The sequence below is a fragment of the Microbacterium lushaniae genome (assembly GCF_008727775.1).
GTDB classification, from domain to species: Bacteria; Actinomycetota; Actinomycetes; order Actinomycetales; family Microbacteriaceae; genus Microbacterium; species Microbacterium lushaniae.
Genome location: NZ_CP044232.1, coordinates 73396 through 89709 on the forward strand (window position 1 = coordinate 73396; position 16314 = coordinate 89709).

21 protein-coding genes are annotated in these 16314 nt (G+C 70.9%); 11 read left to right on the forward strand and 10 right to left on the reverse strand.

Annotated elements, in window-relative coordinates; all coding sequences use genetic code 11:
• Positions 1 to 75: 75 nt before the first annotated feature.
• On the forward strand, positions 76 to 1362 hold the full coding sequence (locus F6J85_RS00350; RefSeq protein ID WP_150921758.1) for an adenylosuccinate synthase: 1287 nt from the start codon (positions 76 to 78) through the stop codon (positions 1360 to 1362).
• Positions 1362 to 2543 carry a lactonase family protein gene (locus F6J85_RS00355; protein ID WP_150923360.1) on the forward strand — a complete coding sequence of 394 codons (1182 nt, stop codon included), beginning with the start codon at positions 1362 to 1364 and terminating at the stop codon, positions 2541 to 2543. The genes F6J85_RS00350 and F6J85_RS00355 overlap by 1 nt, the downstream gene beginning before the upstream one ends.
• A 13-nt stretch (positions 2544 to 2556) precedes the next feature.
• Here the strand turns inward: F6J85_RS00355 and F6J85_RS00360 are convergent, their stop codons facing one another.
• On the reverse strand, positions 2557 to 3702 hold the full coding sequence (locus F6J85_RS00360; RefSeq protein ID WP_150923361.1) for an AI-2E family transporter: 1146 nt from the start codon (positions 3700 to 3702) through the stop codon (positions 2557 to 2559).
• Between the two features lie 86 nt (positions 3703 to 3788).
• Here F6J85_RS00360 and F6J85_RS00365 point away from each other — a divergent pair, with 86 nt between their 5' ends.
• Positions 3789 to 4097 (forward strand): chorismate mutase, encoded by a 309-nt coding sequence (locus F6J85_RS00365; RefSeq protein WP_150921755.1) that lies wholly within the window; start codon positions 3789 to 3791, stop codon positions 4095 to 4097.
• A gap of 87 nt (positions 4098 to 4184) precedes the next feature.
• Here the strand turns inward: F6J85_RS00365 and F6J85_RS00370 are convergent, their stop codons facing one another.
• Genes F6J85_RS00370 through F6J85_RS00380 form a run of 3 tightly spaced genes read right to left on the reverse strand, consistent with a single transcriptional unit; the run spans position 4185 to position 6195 of the window.
• Positions 4185 to 4883 carry a hypothetical protein gene (locus F6J85_RS00370; protein ID WP_150923362.1) on the reverse strand — a complete coding sequence of 233 codons (699 nt, stop codon included), beginning with the start codon at positions 4881 to 4883 and terminating at the stop codon, positions 4185 to 4187.
• A complete protein-coding gene (locus F6J85_RS00375; RefSeq protein WP_150923363.1) occupies positions 4880 to 5797 on the reverse strand; it encodes an ABC transporter ATP-binding protein in 918 nt (305 codons plus the stop codon). The genes F6J85_RS00370 and F6J85_RS00375 overlap by 4 nt, the downstream gene beginning before the upstream one ends.
• Positions 5794 to 6195, reverse strand: coding sequence for a GntR family transcriptional regulator (locus F6J85_RS00380; RefSeq protein ID WP_150923364.1), 402 nt, complete (start codon positions 6193 to 6195; stop codon positions 5794 to 5796). Before F6J85_RS00380 ends, F6J85_RS00375 begins: the two co-directional genes overlap by 4 nt.
• Positions 6196 to 6441: 246 nt before the next feature.
• Between F6J85_RS00380 and F6J85_RS17595 the strand changes: the two genes are divergently transcribed.
• Positions 6442 to 6603 (forward strand): hypothetical protein, encoded by a 162-nt coding sequence (locus tag F6J85_RS17595; protein ID WP_191906689.1) that lies wholly within the window; start codon positions 6442 to 6444, stop codon positions 6601 to 6603.
• A complete protein-coding gene (locus tag F6J85_RS00385) occupies positions 6600 to 7379 on the forward strand; it encodes a hypothetical protein (RefSeq protein WP_150923365.1) in 780 nt (259 codons plus the stop codon). The genes F6J85_RS17595 and F6J85_RS00385 overlap by 4 nt, the downstream gene beginning before the upstream one ends.
• 8 nt (positions 7380 to 7387) lie before the next feature.
• On the opposite strand, the gene F6J85_RS18085 is transcribed toward F6J85_RS00385, so the two are convergent.
• Positions 7388 to 7516 (reverse strand): hypothetical protein, encoded by a 129-nt coding sequence (locus F6J85_RS18085; RefSeq protein ID WP_275094053.1) that lies wholly within the window; start codon positions 7514 to 7516, stop codon positions 7388 to 7390.
• A 114-nt stretch (positions 7517 to 7630) separates the two neighbouring features.
• Here F6J85_RS18085 and F6J85_RS00390 point away from each other — a divergent pair, with 114 nt between their 5' ends.
• Positions 7631 to 7855: a hypothetical protein gene (locus F6J85_RS00390; protein WP_150923366.1), complete on the forward strand. Its 225-nt coding sequence runs from the start codon at positions 7631 to 7633 to the stop codon at positions 7853 to 7855.
• Positions 7856 to 7886: 31 nt separating this feature from the next.
• Positions 7887 to 8684: a hypothetical protein gene (locus tag F6J85_RS00395; RefSeq protein WP_150923367.1), complete on the forward strand. Its 798-nt coding sequence runs from the start codon at positions 7887 to 7889 to the stop codon at positions 8682 to 8684.
• A 106-nt stretch (positions 8685 to 8790) separates the two neighbouring features.
• Here the strand turns inward: F6J85_RS00395 and F6J85_RS00400 are convergent, their stop codons facing one another.
• The 5 genes from F6J85_RS00400 to F6J85_RS00415 form a co-directional block, all read right to left on the reverse strand.
• The gene (locus tag F6J85_RS00400) at positions 8791 to 9759 is read right to left on the reverse strand and encodes a hypothetical protein (protein WP_238707010.1); all 969 of its coding nucleotides are present in this window, start codon (positions 9757 to 9759) and stop codon (positions 8791 to 8793) included.
• A 43-nt stretch (positions 9760 to 9802) separates the two neighbouring features.
• Positions 9803 to 10636 carry a hypothetical protein gene (locus F6J85_RS00405; protein WP_150923368.1) on the reverse strand — a complete coding sequence of 278 codons (834 nt, stop codon included), beginning with the start codon at positions 10634 to 10636 and terminating at the stop codon, positions 9803 to 9805.
• A gap of 77 nt (positions 10637 to 10713) precedes the next feature.
• Positions 10714 to 10848: a hypothetical protein gene (locus tag F6J85_RS18090; protein ID WP_261799196.1), complete on the reverse strand. Its 135-nt coding sequence runs from the start codon at positions 10846 to 10848 to the stop codon at positions 10714 to 10716.
• Positions 10849 to 10857: 9 nt separating this feature from the next.
• Positions 10858 to 13290: a phosphoribosylformylglycinamidine synthase subunit PurL gene (gene purL / locus F6J85_RS00410; RefSeq protein ID WP_150927061.1), complete on the reverse strand. Its 2433-nt coding sequence runs from the start codon at positions 13288 to 13290 to the stop codon at positions 10858 to 10860.
• Between the two features lie 90 nt (positions 13291 to 13380).
• Positions 13381 to 13785 carry a hypothetical protein gene (locus F6J85_RS00415; protein ID WP_150923369.1) on the reverse strand — a complete coding sequence of 135 codons (405 nt, stop codon included), beginning with the start codon at positions 13783 to 13785 and terminating at the stop codon, positions 13381 to 13383.
• Positions 13786 to 13865: 80 nt separating this feature from the next.
• On the opposite strand from F6J85_RS00415, the gene F6J85_RS00420 reads away from it, so the two are divergent.
• The 4 genes from F6J85_RS00420 (at position 13866) to F6J85_RS00435 (ending at position 16313) form a co-directional block, all read left to right on the forward strand.
• A complete protein-coding gene (locus F6J85_RS00420) occupies positions 13866 to 14210 on the forward strand; it encodes an ArsR/SmtB family transcription factor (protein WP_150923370.1) in 345 nt (114 codons plus the stop codon).
• Positions 14211 to 14250: 40 nt separating this feature from the next.
• Positions 14251 to 15228: an SRPBCC family protein gene (locus tag F6J85_RS00425; RefSeq protein WP_150923371.1), complete on the forward strand. Its 978-nt coding sequence runs from the start codon at positions 14251 to 14253 to the stop codon at positions 15226 to 15228.
• Positions 15229 to 15400: 172 nt separating this feature from the next.
• Entirely contained in the window at positions 15401 to 15889 is a 489-nt protein-coding gene (locus F6J85_RS17600) for a hypothetical protein (protein ID WP_191906690.1), read from the forward strand.
• Positions 15890 to 16115: 226 nt separating this feature from the next.
• On the forward strand, positions 16116 to 16313 hold the full coding sequence (locus F6J85_RS00435; RefSeq protein WP_150923373.1) for a glycine zipper domain-containing protein: 198 nt from the start codon (positions 16116 to 16118) through the stop codon (positions 16311 to 16313).
• Position 16314: the final 1 nt, after the last annotated feature.

A 16314-nucleotide genomic window follows, 5' to 3' on the forward strand; every position in this document is an offset into this window, starting at 1 on the left:
CGCGGCACGGCGGCGGCCGGGCGGCGGGCCTCGGTAGGATGAGATGTACCGCCCGAATCCACGCGAGGAGCGTCCATGCCCGCAATCGTGATCGTCGGAGTCCAGTGGGGGGACGAGGGCAAAGGCAAGGCCACCGATCTCCTAGGTGAGCGCACCGACTGGGTCGTGAAGTTCAACGGTGGCAACAACGCCGGCCACACCGTCGTCATCGGCGACGAGAAGTACGCGCTGCACCTGCTGCCCTCCGGCATCCTCTCGCCCGGGGTCATCCCCGTCATCGGCAACGGCGTCGTGGTCGACCTGGAAGTGCTGTTCAACGAGCTCGAAGCGCTCAACGCTCGGGGAGTGGACACCTCACGCCTGCGGGTGAGTGCCAACGCGCATGTGATCACGCAGTACCACCGCACGCTCGACAAGGTCACCGAGCGCTTCCTGGGCAAGCGGCAGATCGGCACGACCGGTCGTGGCATCGGGCCGGCGTACGCCGACAAGATCAACCGCGTCGGCATCCGCATCCAGGACCTGTTCGACGAGAACATCCTGCGCCAGAAGGTCGAGGGGGCGCTGGATCAGAAGAACCACCTGCTGGTGAAGGTGTTCAACCGCCGCGCGATCGCGGTCGACGAGATCGTCGACGACCTGCTGTCGTACGCCGAGCGCCTGCGCCCCATGGTGTCGGACACGTCGCTGCTGCTCAACGACGCGCTCGACCGCGGCGACGTCGTGGTGTTCGAGGGCGGCCAGGCCACGATGCTCGACGTCGACCACGGCACGTACCCGTTCGTCACGTCGTCGTCGGCGACGGCCGGCGGCGCCGCGACCGGCTCCGGCGTCGGTCCCAACCGCCTCGACCGCATCGTGGGCATCGTCAAGGCGTACACGACGCGCGTGGGGTCGGGGCCGTTCCCCACCGAGCTGTTCGACGAGCAGGGGGAGTGGCTGCGCTCGCGCGGCTTCGAGTTCGGCACGACCACCGGACGGCCTCGCCGGGTCGGTTGGTACGACGCACCCGTCACGCGCTACGCGACGCGCATCAACGGCATCACCGACCTCGTGCTCACCAAGCTCGACATCCTCACGGGCCTGGACCGCATCCCCGTGTGCGTCGCCTACGAGATCGACGGCGAGCGGTTCGACGAGATGCCGGTGAACCAGACCGACTTCCACCACGCGACGCCGATCTACGAGTACTTCCCGGGGTGGAAGGACGACATCTCGGGTGCGCGCACCTTCGACGAGCTTCCCCTCGAGGCGCAGGACTACGTCCTGACGCTGGAGGCGATGAGCGGCACGCGGATCTCCGTCATCGGCGTCGGCGCCGCGCGCGACGCCGTCATCGTGCGGCACGACCTCGTCGACTGATGAGGTTCTGGGTCGGCGGGTACGGCCAAGACCAGGACGGCGCGCCGGCCGAGGGCATCGGGACGCTGGTGGCCGGAGAACCCGACGGCGCCCTGGCCGGCGGCCCGCTCGCCTACACCGGCACCGCTGTCGCGGCCCCCTCGCCGTCCTGGGTCACGGCGCATCCCACGCTCGACGTCGTCTACGCCGCCCTCGAGGTGCAGGGCGCCGTGCAGGCCTTCCGCCGCGTGTCGGAAGACCGGCTGGTGCCCCTGGGCGCACCCGTGGCCGCCGGCGCGGCGGCATGCCATGTCGCCGTGGAGCCGAACGGCGGATTCCTCCTGGTCAGCTGCTGGGGTGACGGACGCGTCGTGCGCGTGCCGCTCGGGATCGACGGCGCGCTGGGCGATGCGCGGGTCGCGCCGTCGGCGGCCGACCCGTACGGGACGGGAGAGCCGGCAGCGGATGCCGTCGACCCGGGCCTCGCCGCGGCAGCGCGTGCTCTGCGAGCCGCGGCGGGAGCCGAGTACGCCGACCTCGTGCCCGGCTACGGGTCCGACGCCGACGCCGACGAGCAGGCGGTGCCGGAACCCCAGGAGTCCGCCCGCGTCTCCCGCGCGCACGAGGCGCTGTTCCTCCCCGGCGGCACCGTCGTCACCACCGATCTCGGCTTCGACCTCGTGCGCGTGTGGCACGCGGCCGGAACGGGGCTACGCCGCGGGCAGCAGATCGCTCTGCCCGAAGGCTGCGGTCCGCGCCACATGGTGTGGCATCCGAGCGGGCACCTCTACGTCCTGACCGAGTTCACGCACGAGGTGTTCGTGCTCGCCCCCGACGCGGAGGGCGTCTGGCACGTGCGCGGCGGCGCGCCGGCGGCGGTCGGCGCACTCGAGGGCGACACCGGAGCCGAGCTCGCGGCATCCCGCGACGGGCAGTTCCTCTACGCCGGCATCCGCGGGAGCGACACGCTGGGCGTGCTGCGGGTCCGCGGCGGCGGAGAGGCCGTCGAACCGGTCGCGCTCGTCGAAGCGGGCGTGCAGGTTCCCCGACACCACGTGGTCGTGCGCGACACCCTGCTGGTGGCGGGGCAGACGTCGAACGACGTCGTGTCGCTGTCGCTGGATCTGCGCACGGGGATCCCCGGCGGCGTGCGGTACCGGACTGCGGCTCCCGCGCCCACCTGCCTCCTCCCCACCCGCTGACGCGCCGGGCGGGTCAGGTCTTGGCATCCTGGCGCGGGATGATCACCTGCTTGATGATGAGCAGGATCGACGCTGTCACCGGGATGGCCACGAGTGCGCCGAGGAGGCCGAGCAGCGTGCCGCCCACGAGCGCCCCGATGACGACGAGAGCCCCCGGGACCGAGATGGCGCGGTTCATGACCCGCGGCGTCAGGATGTATGCCTCGATCTGCATGTAGATGAGGTAGACGATCGCGAACACGAGCGCGGCGATCGGATTGCTGAACAGGGCCAGGGTGGTGCCGATGATCCAGAAGAGCACCGAGCCGACCAGGGGGATGAGCGTCAGGCAGAAGGCGACGACCGCCATGAGGGCCGGGAAGGGCAGGCCGAGCAGGAGATAGAGGAGGAAGGCGAAGACGGAGTTGCACAGGGCGAGGATCACCATGCCCATGAGGTAGCCGCCGATGGAATCCGTGATCTGGTCGGTCATCCCGGCCACGCGGACGCGGTTGCGGGCGGGCACGAGGCGGACGAACGACGTCTTGATCGCCGGCAGCGAGGCGAGGAAGTACAGGCTCAGCACCAGGACGATGATCGCGCCGGAGATCGCCGTGGCGATGGACACGCCCACCTGCAGCACGCCCCCGCCGATGGCGGCGATGTTGGCGGGGTTCGTGGCGAATTTCTCCAGTTCGCCGAGCAGATCGCCCACGCTCGCCCCGAAGGTGTTCTCCAGCCACGCGTAGATGTCGCTGTCGGTGAACTCCTTCACGAGGGAGGGGGCCTGCTTGGCGAACTGCGTGACCTGACGCACGACCGTGGGGATGATGAGGGCCAGCACGCCGACCAGCACGAGCGCGAACCCCGCGAAGACGATGACGATCGACCACCCGCGCGCGATCCCCCGTCGCTCGAGGAAGCGCACCACCGGGTCCAGTCCGAGCGCGGCGAAGAGCGCGAAGACCACGTAGATGACGACGGTGGACAGGTGCGAGGCGGCCAGCCCGAGGACCAGGGCGAGCAGGCCCCCCAGGGTGAGGAAGAACCCGGCGGAGAAGGGGCTGGCAAGACTCGCCCAGACGGCACCGGCACTGCGGCGAGCGGGCGGCGCCGGGATCGCGGGCGGCAGGTCCGCGGGGGCGGGGCCGCAGCATCCGGCGCGTCGGTCATGGCTCACACTTTAGGCGGGGCATCCCCGGCGCCCCAGGGTCGCCCGCCGGGCGGGGGCGCCGGCAGCCGGTATCGTCGGAGGCGGAGGACGCCATGACAGATTCGCCTGTGGCCGCCGTCGATCCGCGCGAAGTGCTCGCGGGGCTCCGCGGCAGCATCGACAACATCGATGCCGCGCTCATCTTCCTGCTCGCGGAGCGATTCAAGGCCACCAAGCAGGTTGGTGTGCTCAAGGCGCAGCACGGCATGCCGCCGTCGGATCCGACACGCGAGGAGCAGCAGATCGCGCGGCTCAAGCGCCTGGCCGCGGAGGCGGATCTGGATCCCGAGTTCGCCGAGAAGTGGTTCAACTTCGTCGTGGCCGAGGTCATCCGCCACCACACCGCCGCCGCATCCGGCTGACTCCCCCAGACATGACATTCCGGGTGAGACATGGCGCGATGCGCTGTGTCTCACCCGGAATGGTCGGTCTCGACGTCCGGCGGGATGTCAGGCGACGAGACGGCGGAGCATCGGGAACACGCTCACCGCGAGGATGGCGGTCAGCAGCAGGCCCCACAGCGTGAGGCTCAGCGAGCCCTGCGTCGCGAGCCAGCCGAAGACCTCGGCCCACGCCTGGGCCTGGCCGATGAGCCACAGGATCCCCAGGAGGATCAGTCCGATGCCCAGCAGGGCGATCGTGAGACCCATGGGCCCGAATCGCTTGTAGATCGTCGCCGACCAGAACCCGATGACGAAGAAGAACATCGCCAGGGTGAAGTAGAACAGGCCGGCCGCGGCGGCTCCCGGCTCCCAGATCCAGTCCAGGCGGAAGAAGTACCCGTTGATGCCCCATCCGCCGGTGGCACCCTCGAGGAGTCCGCCGAGCACGAACACGATCGCCATGATGAGCGCGGTCAGCGCGGCGGTGAGGAGGGTTCCGAGGTAGAACTCGCGCCGCGTGACGCTCATCGCCTGCGAGAACGGGAAGCTGAGGGTCAGCGAGTACACGCCCACGGCCAGGAAGTACCACAGCGGGGCCTGCGCTCCACCGCCGTACATGCCCTCGCTCCCCCCGGTGGCGTTGTCGATGATGGCGTAGATCGCGAGGGTGACCACCAGAGCTCCACCCAGGATGATCAAGGGGAGCCAGATGAAGGTCTGGCGATTGACCAGCTGCATCTGGATGACGCGGAGTGTGCGGTTCATCGGAGGGCTCCTTCCTCGGCGGGGGATGCGGCGGCATCCGCACCGGCGTGCTTCTGGCTGACGCGGACGATGAGCTGCTGCAGCGACACCGGGGTGATGTCCAGTCCCGCCGCGGCGACCTGGGCCCGGTCGGCCGCCGTGAGCGGGCCGAGGACCGTGACGGATGCGACGCGTCCCAGGCTCTCGCGATGGATGACCTCGCGGCCGGCGACGAAGGCGTCCACTGCCGCCTGGTCACCCACGATGTTCGCAGCGCGGTCGCGCACGGCATCGGTGTCCTCGTCCATGACGATCCGTCCGCGGTCGATCACGAGCACCTTCTCGATGAGGTTGGAGACCTCGTCGATCAGGTGGCTGGAGAGGATCACGGTACGGGGGTGCTTGGTGTACTCCTCCAGCAGCCGGTCGTAGAAGATCTGGCGCGCGACGGCATCCAGACCCAGGTAAGGCTCATCGAAGAACGTCACTTCGGCGCGCGCGGCGAGTCCGATGATGACGCCTACCGCGGAGAGCTGCCCGCGGGAGAGCTTCTTGATGCGCGTCTTCACCGGCAGTTGGAAGTCGTCGATGAGACGCTCGGCGAGGGCCTGATCCCAGTTCGGGAAGAACAGCCGTGCGATGCGGAACGCGTGCAGCGGCACGGCGTCATCGGGATACTTCTGGCTCTCCCGCACGAAGCACATGCGCGAGAGCACGCGCGCGTTCTCGTACGGCCGCTCTCCGAAGACGCGAACGTCACCCGAGGTGGCGAAGTTCTGCGCGGTGAGGATGGACATGACCGTGGTCTTGCCCGCGCCGTTGCGCCCGAGCAATCCGTAGATCTTGTCCTTTTCGATCGAGAAGCTCACGTCGTCGACGGCGAGGGTGTCGCGGTAGCGCTTGGTGAGGTTCTTCACCTCGATCACGGCGGTCATGAGGCGGTCCTTTCGGTGGTGGTGTCGGTGGTGTCGATGTCGCGCGCGGCCCGGTCGCGGATGAGGGCGGCGAGGTCGTCGGGGCCGAGCCCGAGCTTGCGGGCTTCGGCGAGCAGCGGCTGCACGAAGCGGTCGGCGAATGCGGTGCGGCGTTCGGCGAGGAGGAGTTCGCGCGCGCCCGGCGCGACGAACATCCCGATGCCGCGTCGCTTGTAGAGCACGCCCTTGTCGGCGAGCATGTTCACTCCTTTTGCAGCGGTGGCGGGGTTGATGCGGTAGAAGGCGGCGAGCTCGTTCGTCGACGGCGCCTGGGTCTCCTCGCGGAGGCTCCCGTCGATGATCGCGTCCTCGACGTTCTCCGCGATCTGCAGGAAGAGGGCCTTTCCTTCGTCGATCACAGAGCCTCCTTGTCTGGTTCATTACTTGAGTAACTAACCATGGCGCCTCCCGTCCTCGTTGTCAAGTTGTCGCGCGAAACACGCGAAAACGTCCGAGACACCCGGCGTCGCGTGGTGTCTCGGCCGGGATGTGGTGTCTCGAGCGGGAGAGGCGGGGCGGGGGCGGGTCGGGGCGCGGGCGCGACGCGTTTTAGGATGTGGGCAGCAGTCGGCCGACGGGGGCGCGGCCGTGAGGGGGAGGATGCGATGGCGCACGCGACGGTGCAGGATCTCGTGGAGGAGCAGACGGGGTGCACCCTGGGCGGGCTCGGGTACGCCGTGACCGTCGTCGGCGTCTTCCTGACGCTCGTCCCCTTGACCGAGCTGCACGCGCACGCGGCACGCGCGGGCGATCGGTGGGTACCGTGACGGTCGCGGCGGTCGACAACCTGATCGACGCGCCGGGCGAGTGGACGGAGGAGCATTGGTGGCGCCTTGAGTTGCGCTCCCTGCGCGACGCCGCGATGGTCCAGCACGCGGTCGTGCTCTTCGCGCCGACATCGGCACGGAACCACGAGTACACCAGGGTGACGCCAGGCGGCGTGCTTCAGTCGCTCGCCTACATCTTCTACCTCGTCTCCGCCGTCATCGGCGCCGCGATGATGCTCCGCTGGGTGTGGACGGGGGCGTCGCAGTGGGACGTCCCCCTCGCCTCCGCAGGAATGTTCACGGCGGTCGGGGTAGGGGTCGCGGTGTACTCGATCATCCGCGAACACCGCCATCCTCGGGCCGCCTCCCGGCGCGCGAGATGGTCGCTGGCGTTGCCGCATGTCGTGCCGGGGATCGTCACGGCGGGGCTCACGCTGACCATGGCGCAGCGCGCGCTCGTCGAGGGCGGCTGGATCTGGCTCCTCGTGATCGTGCTGGACGTCGTCCTGGCGATCGTCATCTTCTTCCAGGGCTCCTCTTCCTCGGCGCCGAAGACGCCGATCGACAACATCCGACAGGCCGTGCTGGAGCTTCCGAACGCCCGCCGCCGGGAGCTGCTCGACGGGATTCAGGACGGCGTCCGGCGCCTGGCGACCCACGGACGCATCAGCGCGGAAGAGGAGCGCCGCGCCCTGTCTGCACCGCTGGGCTTCCTCGCACTCACGATGGCCCCTGGCGTTCAGTCCGGGTTCTTCCCCTACACCCCCGCCGCCTGACGGCGCGATCAGACGCACATCAAGCCGGGGAGTTGCGGTGACGCGTACGCCCGGTCGTCGACGGCTTCGACCAGGAGGAGATCCGTGCCGGCCGTTGGCAGCTCGATCGCCTCGCCGGCATCCCATCCGTGAGACACGCGAAAACGCCTGAGACACCCGGCGTCGCGTGGTGTCTCGGCCGGAATGTGGTGTCTCGGGCTGGAGGGCGCGGGGGCGCGGGGCGGTGGGGACGACGCGTTTTAGGCGACAACGTGCGCGTCAGTGTGGCGGAGCGGTCCGAAGACGAACGAGCACGCCTGCGGATCGAGCGCGGGCGGGCGATCGCCCGCCTGCGGGAGCGGGGCCTCATCGATGACGCGCTCGCCGCGCGCGCCGACGCCACCGATCTCGGCATGACGGCGCTCACGATCGCACCGCCGCCTCTCCTCGAGCTCCCGGTGGACGGATCGCCGCGGGCGGCGGATGCGCCGCGCTGATCGATCGACGCCGTTTGCTAACGTGCCAACCGTGGACACTCTGGAATCCGCCTCCGCATGGGCGCGCGAGCACTCGCTCGCCGCCGACGTGCGCCTGGCGCGCGTCGAGATCATCGCCTTCCGGCGGCATCCCGAGATCTACCGCTACTTCGGCCCCGACGGCGCCGTCACGGCAGCGCGTGCGCTGACCGCGCGGCGCCCCATCGCAGCCCGGGCGGGAAACGGCATCGTCGCCCTGCTCGCCGTGGTGGGCGTCATCGCCCCCGTCGCGGCGGTCTCCGCGATGGGGGGAGACCGCTTCAACTTCTTCCGCATGGATGCGTCGCAGTCGGTGCCGCTGGCCGGTGCACTGTTCGCCGTCACGGCGCTGACACAGCTCGTCGTGCTCCTCATGTGGCTACGCAAGGGGGCGCGGTTCGACGGCTTCACCCTCGGCATCGTGGTGGTGGCCCTCGTCTTCTCGGGCTTCGGACTCATCGGCATGGTGAACGCCGGCGCGCTCGACGGATACGACGGCTGGGGTGCGTGGTACCCGGCGGTCATCGCCGCGTTCCTGATCTCAGCCGGATCGGCGATCGCGATGATGGCCCGCCGGCGCCACCGTGTGCCCGAGGCCGTCGCGCAGCCGGCACAGCCCACCGAAGGGCCGCAGGCCGCGCAGGCCGCGCTGCGTGGGCTGGGCGACGCGGAGCTCGACGCCATCCGCGCCGACCGGGATGCCGCGTTGCACGTCCTCGGGGAGCGGGGCATCCTCGACCCCGAGACGGTCGCGCGGGCCCGGGCGGCCGACCTCGGCACGCTGTACCTGCTGGACCCGCCGCTGTCCTGACCCGGGCCTCCGCGTGCGCGCGCCGCATCCGCCCCCGCGAAACACCAGATTCCGGCTGAGACACCAGGCGTCGCCCGGTGTCTCAGCCGGAATGTGGTGTTTCGGGCTAGGGCGTGGGCTTGGGGCGGACGATGCGGCCGGGTGCGGGGGTGACGTCGGAGGCGGGCGCCGGCGGAGGGCCGGTCGTCGGCTCGCGCGCGGGCGGCGCCGAAGACGGCGGGAGCGGCGGCGGAGAGGTCGCGGCCCGAGCGGGGGAGGACGGCGGCGGAGGGGGCGTCAACCGGGGATCGGCACTAGCCGAGGACGCGGCACCCGGGGCGGCGGATGCGGAGCCCGGGCCGGCGGCATCCGTGCGGGGGGAGGACGCGCCGGCGGAAAGCTCGAGGGCGACCTTCTGCTCGAGCACGTCGATGGCCTCGTCCGACAGCGACAGCAGCCCGTCGAGCTCCTCGCGCACGCGCCGGTAGGCCAGCTGCCGCTCGGCGGGGGTGGCGGCCTGGTCCACCGCGACGGTGAGCAGCTGCTGCGCGGTGTCGAGGCGTTTGCGTTCGGCTGCCGTGAACGAGGAGTCCTTGATGCGCCGCGCGTCGCGTTCGGCCACGTCGAAGGCCACCTCATAGTCGGTGACGGCGTTGCGGTACTCGGTGAGCTCCTGGTGCGTCAACCGCGCCTTGGCCGACGCCGGGCGCAGGCCGTCGGCCACGCGCTTGGCGCGCAGGTAGGCCGCGGTGAGCGGCTGGCGGCCGTCGCTCATCGCGGGGAAGGCGATGAGCTTCGCGACGTCCAGCTCGTAGTCGAGCCAGCGGGCCGTGACGGCGTCGTGTGCGGCGAACAGTCGCTCCAGCTGAGCGGCCTGCGACTCCGGGGCCGCGCCGGCGGGCATGCCGCCGGAGAGCGCGTTCGACCGCAGTCCCGACTGCGCGGCTTTCAGCTCGCTCTTGGCCTTGAGGATCTCCAGGCGCCGTTTGTGGCGCCGGCGAGCGGCCTTCTCCCACGCGCCCGCGGCGCCGCCGGCCGCCCCGAGCAGGGGGAAGGCGAGCCACCAGTAACCGCCGACGAAGGCCCAGAAGTCCACCTAGCCATGCTAGTCGCGGGGTCGGCCGGGCACACCGGCCGCGTCACTCGCCGGGCGGTCGCCGGCGGTTCTTCCAGCCCGCCTCCGCGGCGCGGGCCACGGCCTCCGCCGAGCGGGCGATCGCGCGGCTGGTGGTGTCCATCACGTCGCGGGCGAGGTCGCCCCAGTGATCGGCGGATGCGGGTGCCTCCGGCGCGTCGCCGCGGCCGCGCTGGGCGGCACGCTCCGCGACGGCGAACGCGTGCTCGGCGCGGTACACCGCGTCGCGGTAGGCGGCGAAGTCGGCCGCCTGCATCTTGGCGTCGGGGCCGGACGGGCGGAGCCACTGCGCGGTGGACTGCGCGCGCAGGAATTCAGCGGTGAGCGGATCGTGCGGATCGCTCATCGACGGGTAGTCGATGGCCTTCGCTGCATCCGTCTCGTACGCCAGCCAGCGCGAGAGGACCGCGTCGTGTCGGGCGATCAGGCGGCTCAGCGGCAGGGCTTCGATGCCGGCGCGCCGCGGCGGGACGGCGGCGCGGGCGGCGCGCACGTTCGCCCGCCGGGCGCGGAGGTCGGCGCCGGCCGCGCGCACGTCGCGTTCGGCCTGCTGCAGGGCGTGGCGGGCGGCGGCGACATCGGCGGAGGTGGCGCGACGGGCGAGCCGGTCCGCGTCGGCGCGGGCGACCGCCGCTCGGGCGGCGAGCACGGCGGCGCGGGCGCGGGAGAGGTTGCCGGCGGCGATCCGCACGTCGTGCAGGGATGCCTCGACCTCGAGGTGGCGCGCACGCCCTGAGCCGCGCGCCATGCTCACGGCGCCCCAGCCGACGGCTCCGGCGCCCACCGTCGCGGGCGCGAGCCACCAGAGATCGGCGAGCATCGCCCAGAGCGGATCCACGCCCTCATGCTAATCGCGCGCCAGCCTGCGGGGCACCCGGTGTGCGCCGCTTCCACCATGCGAACACCTGCCAGAGATCAGCCGAGCAGCAACGAGATCACGGTCGCGCCGCCGCCCACGATGATGAGCGACGCGATGACGACCCACGCGACGATGCGGATGCGGCGCTGCCGGGTCTGTCCGAGCGGGCCGTAGTCCTCCTGGTCGGTCATGACAACAGTCTAGGCGGCCGGTTCCACGACGGTCGGGCCGAAGGCCGCCGGCAGGGTCGAGCCCGACAGCTCCCGCAGCTCGGCGACGGGGATCGTGAACACGTCCTGCACCTCGAGGGCGCCGTCTGTGCCGTCGCCGGGGAGGTCGGTCACGCCGATGCGCAGCACCGGGTAGCCCCGGCCCGCGCACAGTCCGCGGAACTTCACGTCCTCCTCGCGCGGCACGCTCACGATGACCCGGCCCGTCGACTCGGAGAACAGCGCGGCCGACGCATCCACGCCGTCGCGCTCCATGATCTCGGTGAGCCACACGCGGGCGCCGACGCCGAAGCGCAGCACGCCCTCGGCGAGGGTCTGTCCGAGGCCGCCGGAGGAGACGTCGTGCGCGCTGGAGATGAGCGACTGGTCGTTCGCCGCGCGCAGCAGCTCCGCGAGGCGACGCTCCTGCGCCAGGTCGACGCGCGGGGGCCGCCCGCCGAGGTGCCCGTGCACGGTGCCGGCCCACTGCGAGCCCGACAGCTCGGTGGAGGTGACGCCCAGGAGGTACAGGTTCTCGCCCGGATCCTGCCAGCCGCTGGGGATGCGGCGGGCGACGTCGTCGATGATGCCCATGACGCCCACGACAGGGGTGGGGTGGATGGGGGTGTCGCCCGTCTGGTTGTAGAACGAGACGTTGCCGCCGGTGACGGGGATGCCCAGTTCGAGGCATCCGTCGGCCAGGCCCGCGACGGCCTGCGAGAACTGCCACATGACCTCGGGGTTCTCCGGGCTGCCGAAGTTGAGGCAGTCGGTCACGGCGGCAGGTGCGGCGCCGGTGACGGCGACGTTGCGGTACGCCTCGGCCAGCGCCAGCTTGGCGCCCTCGTACGGGTCGAGCTGGCAGTACCGGCCGTTGCTGTCGGTCGCGATCGCGAACCCGAGCCCCGACTCCTCGTCGACGCGGATCATGCCCGCGTCATCGGGGAACGACAGCGCCGTGTTGCCGAGCACGTAGTAGTCGTACTGGTTGGTGATCCACGACGTGTCGGCCAGGTTGGGGCTGGTCAGCAGCTGCAGGAACTGGTGGCGGAGCGTGTCGGGGTCGCTGTCGCGAGGGAGCGCGGCGGCGGAGTCGTCGCGCAGCGCGTCGATCCACGCGGGGTAGGCGACCGGACGCTCGTAGACGGGGCCGTCGACGGCGACGGTGGACGGGTCGACGTTGACGATCTCGTGTCCGTGCCAGTCGATCACGAGGCGTCCGTCTCCGGTGACCTCGCCCAGCACGCTGGTCTCGACGTCCCACTTGCCCGTGACGGCGAGGAAGGCGTCGAGCTTGTCGGGAGCGACGATGGCCATCATCCGCTCCTGCGACTCCGACATGAGGATCTCCTCGGGCGTGAGCGACGGGTCGCGCAGCAGCACGTGCGACAACTCGACCTTCATGCCGCTGCCGCCGTTGGCGGCCAGCTCGCTCGTGGCGCACGAGATGCCGGCGGCGCCGAGGTCCTGGATCGCCTCGACCAGGTCGCCCTGGTAGAGCTCGAGGCAGCACTCGATGAGCACCTTCTCGGCGAACGGGTCGCCCACCTGCACCGCCGGGCGCTTGGTGGGCCCGGTCGAGTCGAACGAGTCGGAGGCGAGGATGGATGCTCCGCCGATGCCGTCGCCGCCGGTGCGGGCGCCGAACAGCACGACCTTGTTGCCGACGCCCGACGCGTTCGCGAGCTTGAGGTCTTCGTGGCGGAGGACGCCCACGGCGAGCGCGTTGACGAGCGGGTTGCCCTGGTACACGGAGTCGAACACGGTCTCGCCGCCGATGTTGGGCAGGCCCAGGCAGTTGCCGTAGAAGGAGATGCCGCTGGTGACCCCGTGGACGACGCGCGCGGTGTCGGGGTGGTCGATCGCCCCGAAGCGCAGCTGGTCCATGACCGCCACCGGACGCGCGCCCATCGAGATGATGTCGCGCACGATGCCGCCGACGCCCGTGGCAGCGCCCTGGAACGGCTCGATGTAGCTGGGGTGGTTGTGCGACTCGACCTTGAAGGTGACGGCCCATCCCTCGCCGATGTCGACGACGCCGGCGTTCTGGCCCATGCCGACCATGAGGCGCGTCTTCATCTCGTCGGAGACCTTGTCTCCGAACTGACGGAGGTAGATCTTGCTCGACTTGTAGGAGCAGTGCTCGCTCCACATGACGGAGTACATCGCCAATTCGCCCGAGGTGGGCCGGCGGCCGAGGATCTCGCGGATGCGCGCGTACTCGTCGGGCTTGAGGCCCAGCGCGGCGTACGGCTGCTCCTTCTCCGGCGTGGCGAGGGCGTCCTCGACGGTATCCGCCTGTGCTGCCGCTCTCGCGGCGGCGGTGTCCGCCTGTGCTGCCGCTCTCGCGGCGACGGTATCCGCCTGAGCTGTCGGAGCGACGGGGGCGGATGCCGCGGCCGCGGCGTTGTCAGCGGGGGTGATCACGCGGCTGTACTCCAGGAATTCGGCCGAACGGGCTTCGGGTGCCGGACCCGCTCAGTCTAGTTCTGCCGCGGCATCCGGTCGCCCGTGTCAGAAGAGGATCTGAAAGCCCGTGGGGAGTCCGATCGTGAGGCTCACCAGGAGCGACACGATGCCGGCGATGAATCCCGCGGCGGCGAGCTCTCTCGCCCGGCGGGCGTTGAGACAGATGAGGCCGCACACGAACGACACCGCAGCCAGCCCCCACACCGCGATCTGGGCAAGGCTGCTGAACTCGCCGAGGTAGACGCCCCCGAGGATGAGGATGCTGAGGTACCACAGCAGCACCGCGGCGCCGCTGACAAGGGCGATCCACGAGGCCGCCCGCACGTCGCCCTTGGGCAGCGGCCTGCCCTGTGCGTCCACGGGGGAGGTGGGTGGTCCGGCCAGAGGGTCGGGGAGCGCTGCGTCGGCCACTCGAGCCCGCGCACTCCTCGCATCCGGCAGGGAAGTCATACCGCGAGGCTACCCGGCGCCCGTCGCGCGCGGGGAGAAGGGGTTGACGTCGGCCGCGTGGGGGTCTAACGTGCAACCAAATGGTTGTAGAAAGTGAACTCGATGACGCGGCGGTGGACCGGATCTTCCGGGCCCTCGCCGACGCCACACGGCGCGACATCCTGCGCCGCACCCTGGTCGGCGAGCAGTCGGTGTCGGCGCTCGCCGCCGAGTACGACATGAGCTTCGCCGCCGTGCAGAAGCACGTGGCCGTCCTGGAGACGGCTCGGCTCGTCGTCAAACGCGCCGAGGGGCGGGAGCGGCTGGTGAGTGCCGAGCCCGAGACGATCGCCCGCGCCCGCGAGCTGCTCAGCGGATTCGAGTGGCTGTGGCGTTCGCGCATCGACCGTCTCGACGACCTGTTGCGGGAAGACCCCGCGTCCTGAACCGGATGCTGCGGCATCCACACGTCCGAAGGAGAACGTCATGCCCGTCACATCCGTGACCACCGACCCCGAGGCCCTCACGATGACCCTCGTCGCCGACTTCCCGGTCGGCCCCGAGCGGCTGTGGAGGGCCTTCTCGGACCCCCGGCAGCTGGAGCGGTTCTGGGGGCCGCCCGGATATCCCGCGACCTTCGATGAGTTCGACCTGACCCCCGGTGGCGTGGCCACGTACGTGATGACCGGTCCGCGCGGCGATGTCTCCCGCGGGCGGTGGGAGTTCCTCTCGATCGACGCTCCCACGGGGTACGAGGTTCTCGATGCCTTCGCCGATGACTCCGGCGCCGCATCCGCCGACATGCCCACCTCGCGCATGAGGTTCGCGATCGCGCCGACGGACACCGGATCCCGCCTGACGCTCCTGACGCACTTCCCCTCGTCCGAGGCGCTCGAGCAGCTCGCGGCGGTGGGCATGGTCGAGGGCGCGACGATGGCGATGAGCCAGCTGGACGCCGTGCTGCGGGACCTCCGCGAGTACGCCGCCGGGCACGGCACCGAGCTGGAGGTGCTCGATGACACCCATGTCCGCATCACCCGGGTCATCCAGGGTCCGCGCGAGCTTGTGTGGCGTGCGCACCACGACCCGGAGCTGCTGCGGAAGTGGATGCTCGGACCCGATGGCTGGACGATGCCGGTCGCCGACGTCGACTCCTCCGTCGGCGGGCACTACCGGTACGAGTGGGAGCCGGCACCCGGCCAGCCGGGCGAGCGCTTCGGCTTCGAGGGCGAGACTCTCCTCTCCGACCCGCCCCGGCGGGCCGTGACCACCGAGCGGATGATCGGCATGCCCGGCGAGGGCACCGTCAACGACATGACGCTCTACGAGGAGGACGGCGTCACGCTCCTCACGGTGCTCATCGAGTACCCCGACAAGGAGACGCGCGACATGATCCTCGCCACCGGCATGGTCGACGGCATGGAGACCAGCTACGCCCGGCTGGAGTCGCTCGTCCTGGCCTGACCCGTCATAACTCAGGAGATCCGGATGCTGCCGCCCTCGCCGGGCCCTCGGCATCCGGTTCTTCCTGAGTTCTGCGCGGGCGCCTGGTGAGGTCGTCAGGATCCGCCGGCTCGGCGTATGGGAAGCGCGAGGGCCGCGCTCGGCGGAGGCCGCGCGGCGTAGACCTGTCGCTGTGACACTCACGACGATCCTCCCCACCCTCCGCGACAGCATCCCCGCGCCCTTCGACTCCGCCGCCTGGCCGGCCGGCGCACGTGCCGGAATCGGCGATGTGACGGTGTCGGCCATCTCGCTGCGGCGATACGCCGAGCTCTGCGGCACTCCGTGCGTGTGCACGGGGGCCGCCGTCATCCCCCTCTCGGGCGGTGTCGCCTCGCGCACCGACAGCACGACGGTCCTGCTGCTCGGGATCGCCGCCGTCGACGACCGCGCCGTCGTGGTGGACGGCCGCATCTCGCACCTGCAGCCGGTGTGGCGGGAGGCCCGCCTGCTCGGGCGCGTCTCGCATGCCCACGAGAAGCCGTTCGCGGTGCGGGGCGCGGACGGATCGCCGGCCGCCGTCGTGCTGCCCGGAGACGTGCGCGTCGGCGACCTCGTCGCCGTGCCGTGCCCCGGACTGCACACGGTCGGCGAACTGCGCGTCGGCGTGGCGAAGGGCTGACGGTGCTCCTTCACTCGATCCTCCACGCCCTGCGCTGTGCGCGCGTGCAGGCGGAGTTCCTCGCGGCGTATCCCGAATCCGGCGCCGACGACGACCACGACCCGGAGGGGTGACGCGCGGGCCACGGGCGTGAGAAGCGGCACCGCCGGGATCCCCCGCAGGGGTGAGGCGGATCTCCGTCGCGGGCGGGAGGCTCCGCTGCGTGCTGCTGCGTAGCGTGGGGGCCATGAGTGACGAAGAGAAGTCGGAGTCCAAAGGTTTCGCGAAGGGCACCGGTGTCGGCATCGGCGTCGCGTTGGGTCTTGCCGTGGGTGCGGCCCTCGGGATCGCGACCGAGAACCTCGCGCTGTGGCTGGGCATCGGTCTGGCCGTGGGCATCGCGGCCGGTGGGGCATTCGACGTGCGAGGCGGTGGTCGCAAGTAAG

What these genes read in the sequence shown, in the direction of transcription:
- F6J85_RS00350 (WP_150921758.1), top strand. Translation starts at nt 76, where the DNA reads ATGCCCGCAATCGTGATCGTCGGAGTCCAGTGGGGGGACGAGGGCAAA.
- F6J85_RS00355 (WP_150923360.1), top strand. Translation starts at nt 1,362, where the DNA reads ATGAGGTTCTGGGTCGGCGGGTACGGCCAAGACCAGGACGGCGCGCCG.
- F6J85_RS00365 (WP_150921755.1), top strand. Translation starts at nt 3,789, where the DNA reads ATGACAGATTCGCCTGTGGCCGCCGTCGATCCGCGCGAAGTGCTCGCG.
- F6J85_RS00370 (WP_150923362.1), bottom strand. Translation starts at nt 4,883, where the DNA reads ATGAACCGCACACTCCGCGTCATCCAGATGCAGCTGGTCAATCGCCAG.
- F6J85_RS00375 (WP_150923363.1), bottom strand. Translation starts at nt 5,797, where the DNA reads ATGACCGCCGTGATCGAGGTGAAGAACCTCACCAAGCGCTACCGCGAC.
- F6J85_RS17595 (WP_191906689.1), top strand. Translation starts at nt 6,442, where the DNA reads ATGGCGCACGCGACGGTGCAGGATCTCGTGGAGGAGCAGACGGGGTGC.
- F6J85_RS18090 (WP_261799196.1), bottom strand. Translation starts at nt 10,848, where the DNA reads ATGACCGACCAGGAGGACTACGGCCCGCTCGGACAGACCCGGCAGCGC.
- F6J85_RS00415 (WP_150923369.1), bottom strand. Translation starts at nt 13,785, where the DNA reads ATGACTTCCCTGCCGGATGCGAGGAGTGCGCGGGCTCGAGTGGCCGAC.
- F6J85_RS00420 (WP_150923370.1), top strand. Translation starts at nt 13,866, where the DNA reads ATGGTTGTAGAAAGTGAACTCGATGACGCGGCGGTGGACCGGATCTTC.
- F6J85_RS00425 (WP_150923371.1), top strand. Translation starts at nt 14,251, where the DNA reads ATGCCCGTCACATCCGTGACCACCGACCCCGAGGCCCTCACGATGACC.
- F6J85_RS00435 (WP_150923373.1), top strand. Translation starts at nt 16,116, where the DNA reads ATGAGTGACGAAGAGAAGTCGGAGTCCAAAGGTTTCGCGAAGGGCACC.